This window comes from Streptomyces sp. NPDC053069, from assembly GCF_044546895.1.
GTDB lineage: Bacteria > Actinomycetota > Actinomycetes > Streptomycetales > Streptomycetaceae > Streptomyces.
Genome location: NZ_JBITZN010000018.1, coordinates 1 through 19,423, shown reverse-complemented (window position 1 = coordinate 19,423; position 19,423 = coordinate 1). Strand labels below are relative to the sequence as shown.

The window sequence follows — 19,423 nt, the reverse complement described above, 5'->3', positions numbered from 1 at the left end:
TCTACGCTACGCCCGCCCGGCCCCGGCCTTTGCCAACACCGTGTCGGCCCGCTGCATCGCCCGGCCGGGCGCGGTGGCGGCGCACGGCGTCGCGGTTGGCACACCGGTGTGAGCAGTAGCGGCGGCGCCCGGTACGCGTGGTGTCGGCGAAGATCGTGGTGCATTCGGTGACGGCGCACCGCCCGAGCCGGTGCATGCCGCGCCCGACCAGGTGCAGCGCGGTGCCCACCGAGACCAGCGCGAACAGCAGGCCGCCGAGCGACTGGCGCTCGTCGCGGTAGTGCAGGTGCCAGCCGCCCGCGTGGTCGGTCAGACGGGGGTGGGAAGTGCCCTCGGCCAGCATCAGATTGAGGCGCGCGGCGCGCTCGCGCTCGTCCGGTGCGTCGACCACTCCCTCCCACGCGTCGAGCAAGGCGTGCGTGCGCGTCAGATCGGCTTCGGTGGCGGTGTCTTCGACCACCAGGCCGGCGGCGCGGCAGCGAGTCACCAGCTCCTCGGGGCTCGCCGGGCGCCCGTTGGCGAGCGCGGCGGCAAGGTGCACGGCGTCCTCGCCGTAAGGGTTGAGGTGCATAAGCCCATTACACCAGCCTGGGGCTCATGAGTCACCACTCCGCCGCGGCGGTCGCGGTCCGCGATCCGTACCGCTGGACGGTCCTCGGGATCGCCACCTTCACCCAGGCCGCCTCCTGCTTCTTCGTCCAGGGCATCGGGGCGATGGCCGTTCCCCTGGAACGCGCGCTCGACCTCGGCACGGCCCAGCTCGGCCTGCTCCTGTCCGCCTCCCAACTGATGCCGCTGATCGGCCTGCTGGTGGTGGGTGACCTGCTGGACCGCTACGACGAGCGGTGGGTCGTCGGCATCGGTGCGGGCGTGGTCGGCCTGGGGCTGCTCACCGGGAGCCTGGCGCAGGGATACGTGTCCCTGCTCGTCGTCCTTCTGGTCGTCGGGGCCGGGTACAGCACGGCGCAGCCGGGCGGCAGCAAGTCGGTCGCGGCCTGGTTCGACCCCGGGCAGCGGGGGTTCGCGATGGGTGTCCGGCAGGCCGGGCTTCCGCTGGGCGGGGCCCTCGCCGCGGCCGTGCTGCCGGCTCTTGCCGTGTCGTACGGGTGGCGGTCGGCGCTCGCGGCCGGCGGCCTCGTCGCACTCCTGGGCGCCGGGACGTTCACCGCGCTCTACCGCCGGCCGGCCATGCCGTCGCCCATGCCTGCGGCCCCTGCCGGCGCCGCCTACGACGTACCGGCCGCGTCACTCCTCGCCCGGCTGACGATGCTCCGTGAACCGGCCATGCGGAGGATCCTGCTCTCCGGCCTGTGCATGGTCTCGGTGCACAGCGGCATCGGCGTCCTCGGCGCGCTCTACCTCCACGAGGTCACCTCCCTCGGACCCGGCCCGGCCGCCGCCGTCCTCGTGGCGGTCCAGGTGGCGGGCGGACTCGGCCGGATCGCGCTCGCGGCGTGGAGCGACCACAGCCGCGCCGGCCGCTACCTGCCCATCCTGGTCAGCATGGCCGCGGCAGTGGCCGGACTCGTGGCCCTGACGACCCCGGTGGGCCGTCACCCCGGGGCGGCCGCGGTCCTGTTCGCCTGGCTCGGTTTCTTCGGGATCGGCTGGTACGGCCCCTGGGTCGCCCACCTCACCGAGTCCGCCCCGCCGGGCCGGACCGGCTTCGCCCTCGGCCTGGTCATGGCCATCACCCAGGTGGCCGTGATCCTGGTCCCGCCCGCCCTCGGTCTCCTCCGCGACGCCACCGGCAGCTTCACCCCCGCCTGGGCGGCCCTCGCCGTGCCCACGGCGGCGACCGTCGCGCTCACCGCACGCGGAGCCCTCCCCGCGACCCGAACCCGGTCCCGCCGAGCGGCACCGGTCGAGAAAGTGCGGGCAGAGAAATGACCGTGGCGCCCCGCACCCGGGTTCACGGGTGCGGGGCGCCACGGGTCCGCCGTCAGGTGGTCGTACGGCGCCTGCGCGCTCCCGGGCGGCGTTCGCTGGGCCGCGTCACCGGGTCCCCGGCTTCCACCGCGGCAGCGCGCCGCTTCATCCCGAAGTCGGCCAGCGCCTCGGCCAGCTTGTGCACGGACGGCTCGGGAGCCATCACATCGACCCGCAGACCATGTTCCTCGGCGGTCTTGGCCGTGGCAGGACCGATGCACGCGATCACCGTCACGTTGTGCGGCTTGCCCGCGATGCCGACCAGGTTGCGGACCGTGGACGACGACGTGAAGAGCACCGCGTCGAACCCGCCGCCCTTGATCGCCTCACGCGTCTCCGCCGGCGGCGGCGAGGCACGGACGGTCCGGTAGGCCGTGACGTCGTCGACCTCCCAGCCCAGCTCGATCAGACCGGCCACCAGGGTCTCCGTGGCGATGTCCGCCCGGGGCAGGAAGACACGGTCGATCGGGTCGAACACCGGGTCGTACGGCGGCCAGTCCTCCAGCAGACCCGCGGCCGACTGCTCGCCGCTCGGCACCAGGTCCGGCTTCACGCCGAAGGCGACCAGCGCCTTGGCCGTCTGCTCGCCCACCGCGGCCACCTTGATACCGGCGAAGGCACGCGCGTCGAGGCCGTACTCCTCGAACTTCTCCCGTACCGCCTTCACCGCGTTGACCGACGTGAACGCGATCCACTCGTAGCGGCCGGTCACCAGGCCCTTGACCGCGCGCTCCATCTGCTGGGGCGTGCGCGGCGGCTCGACCGCGATCGTCGGGACCTCGTGCGGCACCGCGCCGTAGGACCGCAGCTGGTCGGAGAGCGACGCCGCCTGCTCCTTCGTGCGCGGCACGAGCACCTTCCAGCCGAACAGCGGCTTGGACTCGAACCACGACAGCTGGTCGCGCCGGGCGGCGGCGCTGCGCTCGCCGACCACGGCTATGACCGGCCGGCCGCCGTCGGGGGACGGCAGCACCTTCGCCTGCTTCAGGGTCTGCGCGATCGTGCCGAGCGTCGCCGTCCAGGTGCGCTGGCGGGTCGTCGTACCGGCGATCGTCACCGTCAGGGGGGTGTCCGGCTTGCGGCCCGCCGTCACCAGCTCACCCGCCGCGGCGGCGACCGAGTCCAGGGTCGTGGAGACGACGACCGTGCCGTCCGAGGCGCCGACCTCCGTCCAGCACCGGTCGGAGGCCGTACGGGCGTCCACGAACCGGACGTCCGCGCCCTCGGCGTCCCGCAGCGGCACACCGGCGTACGCGGGCACGCCGACTGCCGCCGCCACGCCCGGTACGACCTCGAAGGGCACCCCGGCGGCGGCGCAGGCGAGCATTTCCTCGGCCGCGTACGTATCAAGTCCCGGGTCCCCGGACACCGCACGCACGACCCGCCTGCCGCCCCGCGCAGCCTCCATGACAAGATGAGCGGCATCCCGGGCAGCAGCCGGGGCCGCGGCGGTTGTTGACGTGCCGTCAACGACCGTCAGCTGGGGCGTGCCCGTGCCCGGCGGCGACACCGAGGAGGAGTCGCTGTCCGTGGGCACGACGGAGACGCCCTGTCGGGCGTGCGTCCGGATCACGTCGAGCACCTCGTGCTCGGCGACCAGGACGTCCGCGTGCGACAGCGCCTCCACGGCGCGCAGAGTCAGCAGTCCCGGATCTCCGGGTCCGGCACCGAGGAAGGTGACGTGCCCGTGTTCAGGACCGGCGGCAGGAAGGGCGGTGGGGCTCAATGTGCTCGCTCCCCCATCAGACCGGCCGCGCCCTGGGCGAGCATCTCGGTGGCAAGGTCGCGACCGAGTGCCATCGCCTGGTCGTGCGTCTGGGGCACGGGACCGGTGGTGGACAGCTGCACCATGCGGGTGCCGTCGGTCGTGCCGACGACGCCGCGCAGGCGCATTTCCTTGACAATCTGCCCGTCGGCCAGAAGGTCGGCCAGCGCGCCCACCGGGGCGCTGCAGCCGGCCTCCAGGGCGGCGAGCAGTGACCGTTCGGCGGTCACGGCGGCCCGCGTGAACGGGTCGTCGAGCTCGCCGAGCGCCGCGATCAGGTCCGCGTTGTCCGCGGCACACTCGATCGCCAGGGCCCCCTGGCCGGGGGCGGGCAAAACCGTGTCGACCGACAGGAAGTCGGTCACCTCGTCGATCCGGCCGATCCGGTTCAGTCCGGCGGCGGCCAGCACGACCGCGTCGAGTTCGCCGTCCCGGACGTACCGGATGCGGGTGTCGACGTTGCCGCGTATCGGGACCGTCTCTATGTCCAGTCCGTGGGCGCGGGCGTACGCGTTCAGCTGCGCCATGCGGCGCGGCGCGCCGGTGCCGATGCGCGCCCCACGCGGCAGGTCCGTGAACTTCAGCGCGTCACGGGCGACGATCACGTCCCGCGGGTCCTCGCGCTCCGGTACGGCGGCCAGGACCAGCTCCTCGGGCTGCGCGGTGGGCAGGTCCTTGAGCGAATGAACCGCGAAGTCGACCTCGCCCTTGAGCAGCGCGTCGCGCAGCGCCGTGACGAACACGCCGGTGCCGCCGATCTGCGCCAGCTGCTCACGGGAGGTGTCGCCGTACGTGGTGATCTCGACCAGCTCGACGGGCCGCCCGGTCACCTGGCGAACGGCCTCCGCCACCTGCCCGGACTGGGCCATGGCGAGCTTGCTCCGCCTGGTCCCCAGTCTCAAAGCCTTGTCACTCATGCCGGTCGGTCCTTCTTGTCTGTGCTGTCCCCGGCCCGGGAGACGGAGGCGACCGTCTCGGGGTCGAGGTCGAACAGGGTGCGCAGCGCGTCCGCGTACCCGGCACCGCCGGGCTCGGCCGCGAGCTGTTTGACCCGTACGGTCGGCGCGTGCAGCAGCTTGTCGACGACCCGGTGCACGGCCTGGCGGATCTCGCCGCGCTGGCGTTCGTCCAGGTCGGGCAGGCGGCCGTCGAGCCGTGCGATCTCACTGGCGACGACGTCGGCGGCCATGGTGCGCAGCGCGACCACGGTCGGCGTGATGTGCGCCGCCCGCTGTGCCGCGCCGAAGGCCGCGACCTCGTCGGAGACGATACGCCGGACCAGGTCCACATCGGCCGCCATCGGCGCGTCGGCGGAAGCTTCCGCCAGCGACTCGATGTCGACCAGCCGCACCCCGGCCAGCCGGTGCACGGCCGCGTCGATGTCGCGGGGCATGGCCAGGTCGAGCAGGAAGAGGGAGGGCGCCGGACGCTCGGCCACCGGCTCCGGCTTGCGCCGCTCGGGGATCCGGCCGACGGTCGCGACGGTCGCGGCGAGCGCGGTGATCAGCTCGGCGTCCGCCTCGGGTGAACGCCGGTCCCGGCGGTCCACCGTGCCGCCCGCCACCCAGGCCGCGTGCTGCTCCAAAGTGGCCGCGTCCATGCCGGCGACGGCCGCCTCCCCCATGACGGAGAAGCCGGGCTGCACGGCGGCCAGGTCCAGCGGGCAGTTCTCGTCGGTTCCGACGCCGGCGGGCGGCAGCGGAGTGGCGGTGGTCTTCGCGGCCGGGGCGACGCCGGCCTTGGGGGCCGTACGGGCGCTGCCGTCCTCGGTGGTACGACCGCTGTCGGCGATCTCGGCGACGGGGACGCCGGTGCGGCCCTCGACCGCCTGGGCGACCGCCTCGGCCGTGAGCACCAGGCCCGTCGCCCCGGTACAGGAGACGATGACGTCGGCACGTGTCAGCTCGCCCGGTATGGCATCCATCGGCACCGCGCGGGCCGTCGTCGTGTTGTCCTCGGCGTCCGTGAGGATCTGCGCGAGCCGCTCGGCGCGCTCGAAGGTGCGGTTGGCGACGACGACCTCGCCCACCCCGGCCCGCGCAAGCGTGGCCGCGGCCAGCGAGGACATCGAGCCGGCGCCGATGACCAGCGCCTTCTTGCCCTCCGCCCAGGCGGGCACCGCTGCGGAGACCGCCAGCTGTTCCAGGCCGAAGGTGACCAGGGACTGCCCGGCGCGGTCGATACCGGTCTCGGAGTGGGCCCGCTTGCCCACCCGCAGGGCCTGCTGGAACAGGTCGTTCAGCAGCCGTCCGGCGGTGTGCAGCTCCTGGGCCCTGGCCAGGGCGTCCTTGATCTGCCCGAGGATCTGCCCCTCGCCGACGACCATCGAGTCCAGGCCGCAGGCCACCGAGAACAGGTGGTGGACGGCCCGGTCCTCGTAGTGGACGTAGAGATAGGGGGTCAGTTCCTCCAGGCCGACACCGCTGTGCTGGGCGAGCAGCGTGGACAGCTCGGCGACACCGGCGTGGAACTTGTCCACGTCGGCGTACAGCTCGATGCGGTTGCAGGTGGCGAGCACCGCGGCCTCGGTGGCCGGCTCGGCGGCGACCGTGTCCTGCAGCAGCTTGGTCTGGGCGTCCGCGCTCAGCGCGGCCCGCTCCAGCACGCTGACCGGCGCGCTGCGGTGGCTCAGCCCGACGACGAGGAGACTCATGCCGGCATCACGGCGGGTACGTCCCCGTCGGGTCCCTGGTCGGCGGAAGCGTCGGCGGCCACGCCGCGGGGAGCGGCGGCGGGCAGCGCGCCGTCGCCCGCGGCGGTCTCCTCGCCGGCCTTGCGCTGCTCGTGGAAGGCGAGGATCTGGAGTTCGATCGAGAGGTCGACCTTGCGCACGTCGACGCCGTCCGGGACGGACAGCACGGTCGGCGCGAAGTTCAGGATCGAGGTGACCCCGGCGGCCACGAGCCGGTCGCAGACCTGCTGGGCGGCACCGGCGGGGGTGGCGATCACGCCGATGGAGACGCCGTTGTCCTTGATGATCTTTTCGAGGTCGTCCGTGTGCTGGACGGGGATGCCGGCCACCGGCTTTCCGGCCATTGCGGGATCGGCGTCGATGAGGGCCGCGACCCGGAATCCACGGGAGGCGAACCCGCCGTAGTTGGCCAGGGCGGCGCCGAGGTTGCCGATACCGACGATGACAACCGGCCAGTCCTGGGTCAGGCCGAGTTCACGGGAGATCTGGTAGACGAGATACTCCACGTCGTAGCCGACACCGCGCGTTCCGTAGGAGCCCAGGTACGAGAAGTCCTTGCGCAGCTTGGCGGAGTTGACCCCCGCCGCCGCGGCCAGCTCCTCGGAGGAGACCGTGGGTACCGAGCGCTCCGACAGCGCGGTCAGGGCTCGGAGGTACAGCGGAAGCCTGGCGACGGTGGCCTCGGGAATCCCTCGGCTACGGGTCGCCGGTCGGTGTGTTCGGCCAGTTGCCACGGTGCTCCTGCGGGTAGAGCGGGGCTGCGGGCGGTCATACGTCCCCAGACCGCCCCGTCGACAGCAGGCTATGTCTTTGTGAACGCGTGCACAAAGATGGTGTCCGATTTGCCCGGCAGAAGTGACCGGGGTCACGCAACCGGGGCGCCCTCGCCGGGAACCGGCACATACGCACCGACGTTCCTTCGTTACTGGGGGCAAAACCGCACACTCTCCTCACGAATCCCGCCCCCGAGACCAAACCGCCGTCGATCCTAAGCGACTTTCCGGGCCAGTTTGGACTAGTCGGTCAGTGCCCGACGCAGTCGCTCCTCGTTCACACGCCAGAACGTGTGCTGCTCGCCGTCGATCAGTACGACCGGGATCTGCTCCCAGTACTGGTCGTGCAGCGAGCGGTCCTCGGTGATGTCCTTCTGCTCCCAGGACACGCCGAGTTCGCCGCAGACCTTCTCGACGACGAGCTCCGCGTCGTCGCACAGATGACAGCCGGGCTTGCGGATCAGTGTGACGAGCCGCTCGCGGGGATCGGCCTTGCGCCGGAACAGGGGACTCATACCGGCCATTCTCCCGCGTCGGCCGCCGACCGCTCCCCCGCGCGCCCCCCACCTGGTCCGGCAGGGGTTTAACGGCCCGGTCGCGGAGAGTTCACACCCTTCCAACCTCTCGCCTGCAGGAAGCACCGAACAAACTGGCTATGCTCACGACATGGCCGCTCTCGGATGGCTCACCCCCCGTAGGCGCTCCGCCACGGCGCGCAGCGTGTTGGCAGGCGAGGCCTCGGCGGAGGCTGCCCGCAAGTCCTCCCAGGAAGCGCAGGAGGCTCCGCAGGTCGCCGAGGAGGAGCCGGAGTTCCCGGTCCTCGGCGACGACAAGGCGGCTGCCTTCTTCGACCTCGACAACACCGTGATGCAGGGCGCCGCGCTCTTCCACTTCGGCCGGGGCCTGTACAAGCGGAAGTTCTTCGAGACCCGCGACCTGGCCAGGTTCGCCTGGCAGCAGGCGTGGTTCCGGCTGGCCGGCGTCGAGGACCCGGAGCACATGCAGGAGGCCCGGGACTCGGCACTGTCGATCGTCAAGGGCCACCGCGTCGCCGAGCTCGCATCGATCGGCGAGGAGATCTACGACGAGTACATGGCCGACCGCATCTGGCCCGGCACCCGCGCCCTGGCCCAGGCCCACCTGGACGCCGGCCAGAAGGTGTGGCTCGTCACGGCGGCGCCGGTGGAGATCGCCCAGGTGATCGCCCGCCGCCTGGGCCTCACGGGCGCCCTCGGCACGGTGGCCGAGTCGGTGGACGGCGTCTACACCGGCAAGCTGGTCGGCGAGCCCCTCCACGGCCCCGCGAAGGCGGAGGCGGTCCGCGCCCTGGCCGCGGCGGAGGGCCTGGACCTGTCCCGCTGCGCGGCCTACAGCGACAGCCACAACGACATTCCCATGCTGTCCCTGGTCGGCCACCCGTACGCCATCAACCCCGACGCCAAGCTGCGCAGGCACGCCCGCGAGAAGGACTGGCGGCTGCGGGACTACCGCACGGGGCGGAAGGCGGCGAAGGTCGGCATCCCGGCGGCCGCCGGGGTCGGCGCGGTCGCCGGCGGTACGGCGGCGGCGATCGCCCTGAGCCGCCGGCGCCGATAGATCCGCATCGGCGGACCCGGATCACCGTCGCAGAAGCGCGTCAATCCCGCTCCCACCGGTACCGCGCCCGGATTATGCCGCGGCCATTTCAACACGCCCCCTACCTCGCCGAAACCAGCCCCTTTTCGATCAACAAGCGGTCAATCTGCGGCACTTGATGCGGCGTCAATCGATAAGAGAAGCGACGCAATCGATGATTTGAGCAACTCGGTGTAGCAGTGCCTGCACGAAGCGTTATTCTCCTCAGACGCAAACCGGTACCCCTCCGTCGCTACGACGGGTGAACGGTCCCGCACTGCACGTGATGGAAGCTCTGCCTCTGGGAGTCCCGTGTACCCACACGTCGGGGTTGACGCCTCGGGCCTGGCTACGCTGCGCGCAACAGTCGCAACGGTCAAAGAGACGCTGCGCGGCCTCGTCCCCACCGCGTACGCCGTCCCCGCCTTCGCCGCCGCCGCGCCCGTGGGCCCGTGCTACGCACTGGCCGACGGCATGGAGCAGGGGCCGGCGCGCAGCGCCGTCGTCGAGGGGCGGTGGTCGGGTGACGGGCGGGCGGCCGGCAGACGAGGACGCTCCGCCGGCGCCACCACCACCGCCCGCCGTCCGGCCGCCGACAGCGACAGCGCCCGGATGATGGACCTGGTCGAGCGCGCCCAGGCGGGCGAGGCCGAGGCCTTCGGCCGGCTGTACGACCAGTACAGCGACACGGTGTACCGGTACATCTACTACCGCGTCGGCGGCCGGGCCACCGCCGAGGACCTCACCAGCGAGACCTTTCTGCGGGCCCTCAGAAGGATCGGCACCTTCACCTGGCAGGGCCGGGACTTCGGCGCCTGGCTGGTGACGATCGCCCGGAACCTGGTCGCCGACCACTTCAAGTCCAGCCGCTTCCGGCTGGAGGTCACCACCGGCGAGATGCTCGACGCCAACGAGGTCGAGCGCTCCCCGGAGGACTCCGTCCTGGAGTCCCTGTCGAACGCCGCGCTGCTCGACGCCGTACGCCGGCTCAACCCGCAGCAGCAGGAGTGCGTGACGCTCCGCTTCCTGCAGGGCCTCTCGGTCGCCGAGACCGCCCGCGTCATGGGCAAGAACGAAGGCGCCATCAAGACCCTGCAGTACCGCGCCGTACGCACCCTGGCCCGGCTTCTGCCGGACGACGCGCGCTGAGCCGCAGCCCACGCCCCGACACCCACAGCGATGTCCAACTCACGTTCAGTGAAGGCCGGTTGCCTTTCCGAACCGGTCATCCGCCGTCCGTAACCCAAGTGCCGCGCCAGTCGTTGTGCGGGATACAGGCTCCCTGTGGTCACGTCTTGGCCGACCCTGATCACTCGATCGTGTGGAAGTGGTCGCGGCGTGCAACCCTCAGGACCCCCTGGGGAGTCGACCGTCATGACGAGAGGAGGTGCCGCCAGTGATCGCGAACGTATCGGCCCACCGGCGGGCGAGCGCCTTCGCCCAGGCCCTGGAGGAGCAGTCCGACTGGGACACGGCGGCCGAGCAGTCCGTAGGTCCGGCGGGATGTCCGCCGACCGCCGAGGAACAGACCGAGCAGGGCGAGCTGCTGGCCCTCGCCGCGGACCTCGGCGCACTGCCCAGGCCGCAGCTCGACCCCGAGGTCAAGGTCGTGCAGCGCGCCCAGCTGGTGGCCGCGATGGAGGCCATGCTCCAGGAGGGCGCCGGGGCGGCGGACGCGTCGGTACCCAGACAGAAAGGCGCGCACCGGGCGAGCCCCCTGGGCAAACTCCGCCCGCGTTCCCGGCTGACCAAGGGGCTCGCCGCGGGCGGCCTCAGCGTCGGCGTGGCCGCCGGGGCCTTCGGCGGCGTCGCCGCCGCGAGTTCCGACGCCCTGCCCGGCGACTCGCTGTACGGCCTCAAACGCGGCATCGAGGACTTCAAGCTCAACTACCTGGCCGACGGCGACGACCAGCGCGGCCAGACCTACCTCGACCAGGCCTCCACCCGGCTCAGCGAGGCTCGTCGGCTGATGGAGCGGGGACGCGGCGGCCGGCTCGACCACGAGTCCATCGGTGAGATCCGCCGCACGCTCTCGGGCATGCAGCACGACGTGACCGAGGGCCACCGCCTGCTCCACGAGGCCTATGAGGCCGACCCCGGCTCGCTCGGCCCGATCCAGGCCCTGTCCGCGTTCTCCCGCTCCCACCGGGAAGCCTGGAGCGCGCTCAGCGACAAGCTGCCCGTGCAGCTCGGGGACGTCAAAGAGCAGGTGTCGTCGGTGTTCGACGCCATAGACCAAGAGGTCGCCCCGCTGCAGTCCCTGCTCCCGCAGTCGCCCTCCCCGAGCAGCGACGGCAAGCGGCAGGGCGCCGGCTCCGCATCCACCGGTTCCTCCGGCGGCCACCGGTCCGCGGCACCCAGCTCCGCCGGCCACACCCCGTCCTCCGGCAAGCACACGAGCACCGGAGACCCGAGCCACTCGGCCATCGGCAACGGCGGCGAGGGCCTCATCGGCGGCAACACGGGCGGCCTGCTGGAACCGCCGAAGCTCGGCCCCGGCAGCAGCGCGCCGTCCACCAGCAAGCCCCCGACGAGCGCACCGGACGTCACCGTCCCGCCGCTCCTGCCGGGCCTCCTGCCCGGCCTGGGCATCGAGGGCGAGGAAACGCACTAGCCCCGACACGGGTACGACGGCCCGGGTACGACGGTGGGGGCGCCCTTTCCAAGCAGGGCGCCCCCACCGTCGTACCCGGGCCAGTACCGGCCGGCGCCTCCGGCTCAGAAGAACACCGACCGCCGCTGCACCAGCAGCTTGTACAGCGTGTGCTGGATCTGTTCCCGTACCTGATCGGTCAGGTTGAACATCAGCATCGGATCCTCGGCCGCCTCCGGCGGATAACCGTCCGTCGGGATCGGCTCGCCGAACTGGATGGTCCACTTCGTCGGCAACGGGACCGCGCCGAGCGGGCCGAGCCAGGGGAACGTCGGAGTCAGCGGGAAGTACGGGAAGCCCAGCAGTCGCGCCAGCGTCTTCGCGTTGCCGATCATCGGGTAGATCTCCTCCGCCCCGACGATCGAGCACGGAATGATCGGCGCGCCCTGACGCAGCGCGGTCGACACGAAACCGCCGCGGCCGAACCGCTGGAGCTTGTACCGCTCGCTGAAAGGTTTCCCGATGCCCTTGAAACCCTCCGGCATCACCCCGACCAGCTCGCCCTGCGCCAGCAGCCGCTCCGCGTCCTCCGCGCACGCCAGGGTGTGCCCCAGCTTGCGGGCCAGCTCGTTGACCACCGGCAGCACGAACACCAAGTCGGCCGCCAGCAGCCGCAGATGACGGTCGGCCGGATGGTGGTCGTGCACGGCGACCTGCATCATCAAGCCGTCCAGTGGCAGAGTCCCGGAGTGGTTGGCGACGATCAGCGCCCCGCCCTTCGCCGGGATGTTCTCGATGCCCTTCACCTCGACCCGGAAGTACTTCTCGTAGACCGGCCGCAGCAGCGACATCAGGACCTGGTCGGTCAGCTCCTCGTCGTAACCGAAGTCGTCGACGTCGTAGTCCCCGGTCAGCCGGCGCCGCAGAAAGGCCAGCCCGGCCGCCACGCGCCGCTCCAGGCCGCTGTCCCGCCCGTCGGCCCCCGACGCCCCCCGAGGCTCCTCGGCACGGCTCACAGGCCCATCCTCCTGCGCCTGGGCCCGGCCCGGCAGAGGTTGGACCTCACCCATCTCCCCGGCCCCGGCCTCGCCGAGGGGGCCGCGCCGGCTGCCCGCGCCGCGGCGCCGCGCCGGGCGCTGCACGGCGCTCCCACGGGACCGGTCGTCGTCGAACGGAATGACCTTGGCGTCCGCCATCGTTGCCGCTCCTCAGTTGGCGCTGTACGTGGTGGGCCGGCCGCCGCCCCGCGCGGCCAGCGCGGCGATCCGGTCGACGGCCCCCGCGAGGGCCTCCGGTGGGACCAGCCCGGGCCCCTGGCCGCGCGCGAAGTCCGCGAACGTCTCCGCCGTCGTGTATCTGGGCGTGAAACCCAGCGTCTCGCGCATCTGGACCGTGTCCACCACACGCCCGTGCGTGAGCAGCCGGATCTGCTCCGGCGAGAAGTCCGTCATTCCGAGCGTACGCACCAGCGAACCCGCCCAGGTAACCGCGGGCAGCAGCAACGGCACGGTCGGCCGCCCGAGCCTCCGGGAGCACTGCGACAGCAGCAGCACGCCGTCCCCGGCGATGTTGAAGGTGCCGCTGTTGAGTGTGCCCCGGCGCGGCTCGTGCGAGGCGATCCTGAGCACCTCGACGACGTCGTCCTCGTGCACGAACTGCAGCCGCGGGTCGTAGCCGAACACGGTCGGCAGGACGGGCAGTGCGAAGTAGGAGACGAGCGGGGTGTCCGCGGCGGGCCCGAGGATGTTGGCGAACCGCAGCACGCACACGGCGACGTCCGGCCGCCGCCGGGCGAAGCCGCGCACATAGCCCTCGACCTCGACCGTGTCCTTCGCGAAGCCGCCGCTGGGCAGCGACTTCGGCGGGGTCGTCTCGGTGAAGACGGCCGGATCACGCGGCGCCGACCCGTACACGTTCGTGCTGGACTTCACCACCAGCCGTTTCACGGTCGGCGACTTCTGGCAGGCGCCGAGCAGCTGCATGGTGCCGATGACGTTGGTCTCCTTGACCATGGCCCGGCTGCCGCTGCCCAGCGCGGTCCCGGTGACGTCCATGTGGACGACCGTGTCGGCGCCTGTTTCGGCGAGCACCCGGGCGATCCCCGGCTGCCGGATGTCGGCCTGGATGAAATCCGCCCCGCCCAGATGGTGCGCCGGCGGCACCGCGTCCACGGCGATCACCCGGTCGACCTCGGGATCCCGCTGGATCCGCCGTACGAAGCGGCCGCCCAGTTGCCGGGCCACTCCGGTGACGAGCACGACCTTCCCCAAGATCAGCGCCTTCCTTCGTACGGATGCGTACGGCCAACCTAGCGGTTTGCTGTTGCGCTGTGATGACCGCCCGATGCACCAAGTGACGGAAATTCACTCTCGGAACCTACGGGTTCCCCGACATGCCTGTGGCCTCCCACCAATGTTGGTGGGAGGCCACAGAGCCACGCTGACACGCTCGCGCGCGTCGCCTTACTTCTTGTTGCGACGCTGAACGCGCGTGCGCTTGAGCAGCTTGCGGTGCTTCTTCTTGGCCATCCGCTTGCGCCGCTTCTTGATAACAGAGCCCACGACTACCCTCGCTCACTTCTCATCACTCGGTTGTTTGGGCGCCATGGGCCCACACGACCTACGAGGGGCTAGCCTACCCAACCGAGCGCCAAGGTCGTAATCGAGGGGGGTGCCCCGGGTCACCCGGGGGTCACCCTGGGATTGCCGTCAGGCCGTCTCCACCCCCACATAGCTGTCACGGAGGTACTCGTGTACCGCTTGTTCCGGGACGCGGAAGGACCGCCCCACCCGGATCGCGGGCAGATGACCGCTGTGCACCAGGCGGTACACGGTCATCTTCGACACTCGCATCACCGAGGCGACCTCCGCCACGGTAAGGAACTGAACCTCGTTCAGAGGCCTCTCGCCAGCTGCAGCCATGACACACCTGAACCTTCCGCACTCGACGGCCACCGGCTTCCCCTTCCGGTGACTCTTCGTCGTTGCGTGCTCACTCCCCAATGTAGGGGCGGGTGATGCAAGTGGGGAAGAGGTGCACCCATCGCAGGCCTACTGTGACAGACACGCTCGTTTGAGTACGTAGCGGGTGAGCGGCCGGTAGTGATCAGACGGCACGGCGTCATCAACCGGAACGACCACGGACACGCGCCCCTCGGCCTCCCCGACGAACAGCGCCGGATCGTCGGTGTCAGCCAGACCGATGGCCTCGAACCCCAGCTGACCTGCACCGCAGACCCACCCGTGATCCCCTACGACCAACTCGGGCAGCGGCCCTCCGCCTTCCGCCGCGGCCTCCAGCACGACCCGAACCGGCAGCGGCGAATGGCAGTGCACACCCGGCTCACAACCGGGGCGCCCACCGACGGTTTCCCGCACCAACCCGACACCTCGTGCGTAGTCGACCGCACACGTACGTAGACCGAACCGGGTCAATATGTCGACACAGCGACCCTGCGCGGGGGTGAGCACGTCACACCCCGCCGCCGAGAGCGCGTCCGCCAAGCCGGCGTAGAACCCGAGCAGCCGCTGCGGATGCCCGGTCCCGAACAGCACGGGCGCACCCCGCCTGGCCGCCTCCCCGATCCGCGCCGCGAAAGCGTCCAGCGCGGCCAGCGTCCGCTCCGGATCGATCACGTCCAAGCCAGAAGTGTGCCGAGGATCGGCCGAAACCCCGCACCTCTCCGCCATGAGCCCCAGCACGTCCCGCTCCCCCCAGGACCCTTCGGGATCGATGCCGATCAACACCCGCGGATCCCGGGCAGCGAACAGCCGATAACTCCGCAGGCTGTCCTCCCGGGAGGTCCCGACCTCCCCGGCAAGCCGAACAGCCAGCAGATGCGCACGCAGAGCTCCGCCGGTCCACACGGATGCGATGGTGACGCATGAGGGAGGGGCCGAGGACCGGAACGGCTCAAGTGCGCACGGTTGGCCTAACGCGTGCCACCGCAGCCGCGAGCAGTCGTGCCTCCCTCCATGGGGAAACCCCCGGACGGCTCAGGGAAGAAGCCCCCGCAGCGGAAACACCGCCCGGCGAGTGGCCCGTACGGCCTGGTCCAAGCGATCAGCGGGGTCGTACCCCGACTCCCACGACGCCCAACTCACCGGCCACCGGCCGTCAGTCATCCGCTGCGGCCCCAACTGCCGGGTCAAGGCGAACACCTCCCGCCGCCAGCCCTCGGGAATCACCGTCTCCGGCGCCACAGGCCGCCCCGCAGCGATCCCGACCAAGTGCGTCCACGACCGCGGCACCACATCCACCACCGCATACCCGCCGCCCCCCAGCGCGACCCACTTGCCCCCGGCGTACTCGTGCGCCAGCTCATGGCACGCCACCTGCACGGCCCGCTGCGCGTCCAACGACACGGCGAGATGCGCCAGCGGATCCTCGAAGTGCGTGTCAGCCCCGTGCTGCGACACCAGCACCTGCGGCCGGAACTCCGCGAGCAACTCCGGCACCACCGCGTGAAACGCCCGCACCCAGCCCCCGTCCCCGGTCCCCGCCGGCAGCGCCACGTTCACCGCGGCCCCCTCCCCCGCCCCGGCCCCGGTCTCCTGCGGCCACCCGGTCCCCGGGAACAACGTACGAGGATGTTCGTGCAGCGAGATCGTCAGAACCCGCGGATCCTCCCAGAACGCCGCCTGCACCCCGTCCCCGTGATGCACGTCGACGTCCACATACGCGACCCGCTCGGCCCCCAGCTCCAGCAACCGGGCGATGGCCAGCGACGCGTCGTTGTACACACAGAACCCCGCCGCGCCCCCGGGCATCGCATGGTGCAGCCCGCCCGCGAAGTTCACGGCGTGCTCGGCGTCCCCCCGCCACACCGCCTCCGCCGCCCCCACCGACTGCCCGGCGATCAGCGCGGACACCTCGTGCATCCCCGCGAACGCAGGATCATCAAGGGTCCCGAGCCCGTACGACCCGTCGGCCCCGGCCGGATCGGCCGACGCGGCCTTCACGGCGTCGATGTAGTCCTCCCGGTGGACCAGCCGCAGCGTCGACTCCCCGGCGGGCTTGGCCGCGACGACCTCCATCTCCCGGTCGAGCCCGAAGGCACCCACCAGTTTGCGGGTCAGTGCCAGCCGGACCGGATCCATCGGATGGTCCGGGCCGAAGTCATAGCCCGTTACTGCCTCGTCCCACATCAGCTGTGCGCGGCCGCTCATGCCCGCCACCGTATCGGTCCGGTTGAGCAGCGAACGACCTGGCGTACACCAGTGTCACCAGCACCAACACCATCGGCACCAGCATGGCCCCCCGATAGCTCCACGCCTCGCCCAGCGCCCCCACCAACGGCGAACCGATCAGAAACCCCACGTAATTGAAAATGTTCAGCCGCGCGATGGCCGCATCCGAAGCCCCCGGACCGTGATGTTCAAAAGCGAGCCGCCCCGCCGCCGCGAACGTCTGCGGCACCAGCACGCACAACCCCAGACCCAGCAGCGTGAACCCCAGCATCCCCACCCACGCCCCGGGCGCCGAGGCCACCACCGCGAACCCACCGGCCGCCACCAGCGTCCCGAGCCGTACGACCGTCGCGGCCCCGAACCGCCACACCCCGAAGTCCCCGATGGCCCGCCCCAGCAGCGTGGTCACCATGTACACGTTGTACGGCACGGTCGCCAGCTGCTCGGAACTACCCAGCACGTCCTTCAGATACTTCGCGCTCCAGTTGGAGACCGTCGAGTCCCCGATGTAGGCGAAGGTCATCACCAGACACAGCGGCAGCAGCAGCTTGAAGACGACACCCCCGCCCTTGGTGCCCTGCTCCTCCAGGGGCGCCGGATCCCCGTCGACGTACCACCGGCTCCCCGCCAGCGTCGCCGGCAGCAGCACGGCCACCACCGGCAGGTACGACACCCACAGCGCGAGATGCCAGTGCGCCCCGACCCAGGCCAGCGAGGCACCCAGGATCCCGCCCAGGCTGTACGCGGCATGAAAGCTGAGCATGATGCTGCGCCCGTACGACCGCTGCAGGCTCACCCCGAGCATGTTCATGGAGGCGTCCAGCGCGCCCACGGCCAGCCCGAACGCGCCAAGCGCCACCGCGAGCTCCGCGATCCGCTCGCCCGCCCCGGCACCGAGCAGCGCCAGCAGCACCAGCGGCTGGGACCAGCGCAGCAGCCGGCTGGGCCGTATCCGCTTCACCAGCTGCTCGGTGGTCACGCTGCCGACACCGGCGAGTATCGGTACGGCGGCCAGGAAGGCCGGCAGCAGCGCGTCGGAGATGCCGTACCGGTCCTGGACGGCCGGGATGCGCGTCACCAGCAGGGCGAAGGTCACGCCCTGGGCGAAGAAGCCGAACGCCAGCGAGGCCCTGCCACGCCGCAGCACATCAGTCATGGCGGCGAGCGTAGGGCCCCGGACTACCCGTGGGTAGATCCAGCCAAAGATGAATTTCCTTCAGCTTTGCTTTCCTTGCCGATCAGGCGGCGACTGCCACGTCGGCGGGCCGACCGGCCTTCTCCGCCTCCGCCTCCGCCTCCGCGGTCAGCATCTTCTCCATCGGCTCGATGGCCAGCCCACCGCCGACGACCATGCCGATGCCGATCGCGCCGATCAGGAAGACCGTGCCCAGCCAGACCATGGTGTCCACGGGGACGGTGTAGGCGCCCACGACCCGGGCGACGCACTCGGCGAGCAGCGCCAGGCCCCAGACGACGGAGTAGACCCGCTCCTTGCGCAGGAACTCCGCGGACCGGGCCGCCGCCCCGGACATCAGCCGCGCCCAGGCCGCCTCCTTGGCCGCGTCACCCTTGACCAGGAAGGGCTTCAGGCCCGCGGTCATCATCGGCCGGCCCAGCCGCACGGAGAGCAGGATCCCGATCGCGACCGTGCTGCTGACCGCGCCGTCCTTGGCGAGCATCAGCCGCGGATCGCCGGAGACGAAGGTCAGCAGCAGCGAGACGACGTTGACGGCCAGGATCAGCCCGGCAAGTCCGTTCGCCTTCCGCTCCCTCACCAGGCTCCACACGGTCCGCACCGCCGGCACCACGCTGCTCCAGGCGAGCGCGGCGAAGGTGCTCATCCCGAAGGCGTCCTTGAAGAGGTAGTACGAGCCGAGCGGCACCGCCACGTCCACGATCAGCGGCATGAAATTGTCCAGCGCGCTCGGGCTCTGCTGCTGCTCGGTCCGGCCCTGGGCCCCCGTGTTCTTCGTCATGCCCTCAGCTTGGCCGCCGCAGGGGGTCCGCCAGTAGAAACGATCGTCCGGACGTCCGCATGACAATTGTCAGGCCCGGACCGATGGTTCAGGTCATACCAGCAGGTCAGCCAAGTCCCCCATGGACGAGAACAGTTGATCGGCCCCTGCCAGCTTCGCCGCCGGCGTCATCGCGGTGAACCCGAAGACGTCCATCCCGGCCGCCACGGCCGCCTGCACGCCCAGCGGAGAGTCCTCTATGACCAGGCACCGTTCGGGAGCAACGCCCATCCGCTCAGCGGCGTACAGGAACAGATCGGGTGCCGGCTTTCCCCGCCCCACGTCCTCGGAGCTGAAGATGCGCTCCTCCGTGAACCACCGGTCGAGCCCGGTCGTCCGATGCCCGACGCGGATCCGCGCATGACTCCCGGAAGAGGCCACGCAGTACGGCACCTCGTCCGCGGCCAGCTTCTCCAGTACGCCCTCGACGTCGGCAACGGGCTCCAACTCCCGCTCGAACGCGGCGAACACCCGCGCATGGAAGACGTCGTCGAAGTCATCAGGCAGCCGCTGCCCGGTCCGCTCCAGCACCAGCTCATGGATCCGGTGCATGGCCGATCCCATGTAGTCCCGGATGGAGTCCTCGTACGATGTCGGGTGCCCCAGCTCGGTCAGATAGGCGGCCAGGTGCCGATTGGAAATCGGCTCACTGTCGACGAGGACACCGTCGTTGTCAAAGATGACAAGGTCATAGCGCATGCGATCGATCTTAAACACAGAAAACCCCCGCACCGTGTGGTGCGGGGGTTTTCTCAAATTTTGTTCGGCGGCGTCCTACTCTCCCACAGGGTCCCCCCTGCAGTACCATCGGCGCTGTGAGGCTTAGCTTCCGGGTTCGGAATGTAACCGGGCG

Annotated in this window: 19 protein-coding genes and 1 rRNA gene; 4 read left to right on the top strand and 16 right to left on the bottom strand. The window is 71.0% G+C overall.

Features of this window, described 5'->3' with window-relative positions; translation table 11 throughout:
• Position 1: 1 nt before the first annotated feature.
• On the bottom strand, positions 2-571 hold the full coding sequence (locus tag ACIGXP_RS32965) for a CGNR zinc finger domain-containing protein (RefSeq protein ID WP_399774642.1): 570 nt from the start codon (positions 569-571) through the stop codon (positions 2-4).
• Positions 572-597: 26 nt separating this feature from the next.
• Between ACIGXP_RS32965 and ACIGXP_RS32960 the strand changes: the two genes are divergently transcribed.
• Positions 598-1,890: an MFS transporter gene (locus ACIGXP_RS32960; protein WP_399774640.1), complete on the top strand. Its 1,293-nt coding sequence runs from the start codon at positions 598-600 to the stop codon at positions 1,888-1,890.
• Between the two features lie 52 nt (positions 1,891-1,942).
• On the opposite strand, the gene ACIGXP_RS32955 is transcribed toward ACIGXP_RS32960, so the two are convergent.
• From ACIGXP_RS32955 to ACIGXP_RS32935, 5 genes are all read right to left on the bottom strand, one after another.
• On the bottom strand, positions 1,943-3,655 hold the full coding sequence (locus tag ACIGXP_RS32955; RefSeq protein WP_363219971.1) for a bifunctional uroporphyrinogen-III C-methyltransferase/uroporphyrinogen-III synthase: 1,713 nt from the start codon (positions 3,653-3,655) through the stop codon (positions 1,943-1,945).
• Positions 3,652-4,611: a hydroxymethylbilane synthase gene (gene hemC, locus ACIGXP_RS32950; protein WP_363219970.1), complete on the bottom strand. Its 960-nt coding sequence runs from the start codon at positions 4,609-4,611 to the stop codon at positions 3,652-3,654. The genes ACIGXP_RS32955 and hemC overlap by 4 nt, the downstream gene beginning before the upstream one ends.
• Entirely contained in the window at positions 4,608-6,347 is a 1,740-nt protein-coding gene (locus ACIGXP_RS32945; RefSeq protein ID WP_399774637.1) for a glutamyl-tRNA reductase, read from the bottom strand. The genes hemC and ACIGXP_RS32945 overlap by 4 nt, the downstream gene beginning before the upstream one ends.
• On the bottom strand, positions 6,344-7,120 hold the full coding sequence (locus ACIGXP_RS32940) for a redox-sensing transcriptional repressor Rex (RefSeq protein ID WP_363219968.1): 777 nt from the start codon (positions 7,118-7,120) through the stop codon (positions 6,344-6,346). Before ACIGXP_RS32940 ends, ACIGXP_RS32945 begins: the two co-directional genes overlap by 4 nt.
• 281 nt (positions 7,121-7,401) lie before the next feature.
• A complete protein-coding gene (locus ACIGXP_RS32935; RefSeq protein WP_363219967.1) occupies positions 7,402-7,683 on the bottom strand; it encodes a glutaredoxin family protein in 282 nt (93 codons plus the stop codon).
• A gap of 142 nt (positions 7,684-7,825) precedes the next feature.
• On the opposite strand from ACIGXP_RS32935, the gene ACIGXP_RS32930 reads away from it, so the two are divergent.
• The 3 genes from ACIGXP_RS32930 (at position 7,826) to ACIGXP_RS32920 (ending at position 11,387) form a co-directional block, all read left to right on the top strand.
• Complete coding sequence (locus tag ACIGXP_RS32930) at positions 7,826-8,755, top strand: HAD-IB family hydrolase (RefSeq protein ID WP_363219966.1); 930 nt, start codon at positions 7,826-7,828, stop codon at positions 8,753-8,755.
• A 330-nt stretch (positions 8,756-9,085) separates the two neighbouring features.
• On the top strand, positions 9,086-9,922 hold the full coding sequence (locus ACIGXP_RS32925) for an ECF subfamily RNA polymerase sigma factor, BldN family (RefSeq protein ID WP_399774633.1): 837 nt from the start codon (positions 9,086-9,088) through the stop codon (positions 9,920-9,922).
• 247 nt (positions 9,923-10,169) lie between these two features.
• Complete coding sequence (locus tag ACIGXP_RS32920) at positions 10,170-11,387, top strand: DUF5667 domain-containing protein (protein WP_399774631.1); 1,218 nt, start codon at positions 10,170-10,172, stop codon at positions 11,385-11,387.
• A gap of 104 nt (positions 11,388-11,491) precedes the next feature.
• Here ACIGXP_RS32920 and ACIGXP_RS32915 read toward each other — a convergent pair whose 3' ends face one another.
• The 10 genes from ACIGXP_RS32915 to rrf all read right to left on the bottom strand — a co-directional run.
• The gene (locus tag ACIGXP_RS32915) at positions 11,492-12,562 is read right to left on the bottom strand and encodes a lysophospholipid acyltransferase family protein (RefSeq protein WP_363220140.1); all 1,071 of its coding nucleotides are present in this window, start codon (positions 12,560-12,562) and stop codon (positions 11,492-11,494) included.
• A 12-nt stretch (positions 12,563-12,574) separates the two neighbouring features.
• Positions 12,575-13,636 (bottom strand): NAD-dependent epimerase/dehydratase family protein, encoded by a 1,062-nt coding sequence (locus tag ACIGXP_RS32910; protein WP_363220141.1) that lies wholly within the window; start codon positions 13,634-13,636, stop codon positions 12,575-12,577.
• Between the two features lie 192 nt (positions 13,637-13,828).
• Positions 13,829-13,927 (bottom strand): 30S ribosomal protein bS22, encoded by a 99-nt coding sequence (locus tag ACIGXP_RS32905; protein WP_003948845.1) that lies wholly within the window; start codon positions 13,925-13,927, stop codon positions 13,829-13,831.
• Between the two features lie 147 nt (positions 13,928-14,074).
• The gene (locus tag ACIGXP_RS32900) at positions 14,075-14,287 is read right to left on the bottom strand and encodes a helix-turn-helix domain-containing protein (protein WP_121791081.1); all 213 of its coding nucleotides are present in this window, start codon (positions 14,285-14,287) and stop codon (positions 14,075-14,077) included.
• Positions 14,288-14,416: 129 nt separating this feature from the next.
• On the bottom strand, positions 14,417-15,232 hold the full coding sequence (locus ACIGXP_RS32895) for a phosphatase (RefSeq protein WP_363220142.1): 816 nt from the start codon (positions 15,230-15,232) through the stop codon (positions 14,417-14,419).
• A gap of 129 nt (positions 15,233-15,361) precedes the next feature.
• Positions 15,362-16,534, bottom strand: a complete 1,173-nt coding sequence (locus ACIGXP_RS32890) for an acetoin utilization protein AcuC (RefSeq protein WP_363220143.1) — start codon at positions 16,532-16,534, stop codon at positions 15,362-15,364.
• Positions 16,485-17,711 (bottom strand): MFS transporter, encoded by a 1,227-nt coding sequence (locus ACIGXP_RS32885; RefSeq protein ID WP_399774628.1) that lies wholly within the window; start codon positions 17,709-17,711, stop codon positions 16,485-16,487. The genes ACIGXP_RS32890 and ACIGXP_RS32885 overlap by 50 nt, the downstream gene beginning before the upstream one ends.
• A gap of 82 nt (positions 17,712-17,793) precedes the next feature.
• Entirely contained in the window at positions 17,794-18,531 is a 738-nt protein-coding gene (locus ACIGXP_RS32880) for a VC0807 family protein (protein ID WP_399774625.1), read from the bottom strand.
• A 93-nt stretch (positions 18,532-18,624) separates the two neighbouring features.
• Positions 18,625-19,269 (bottom strand): HAD family hydrolase, encoded by a 645-nt coding sequence (locus tag ACIGXP_RS32875; RefSeq protein WP_399774622.1) that lies wholly within the window; start codon positions 19,267-19,269, stop codon positions 18,625-18,627.
• A gap of 62 nt (positions 19,270-19,331) precedes the next feature.
• Positions 19,332-19,423 (bottom strand): 5S ribosomal RNA (rrf, locus tag ACIGXP_RS32870); the annotation flags it as partial.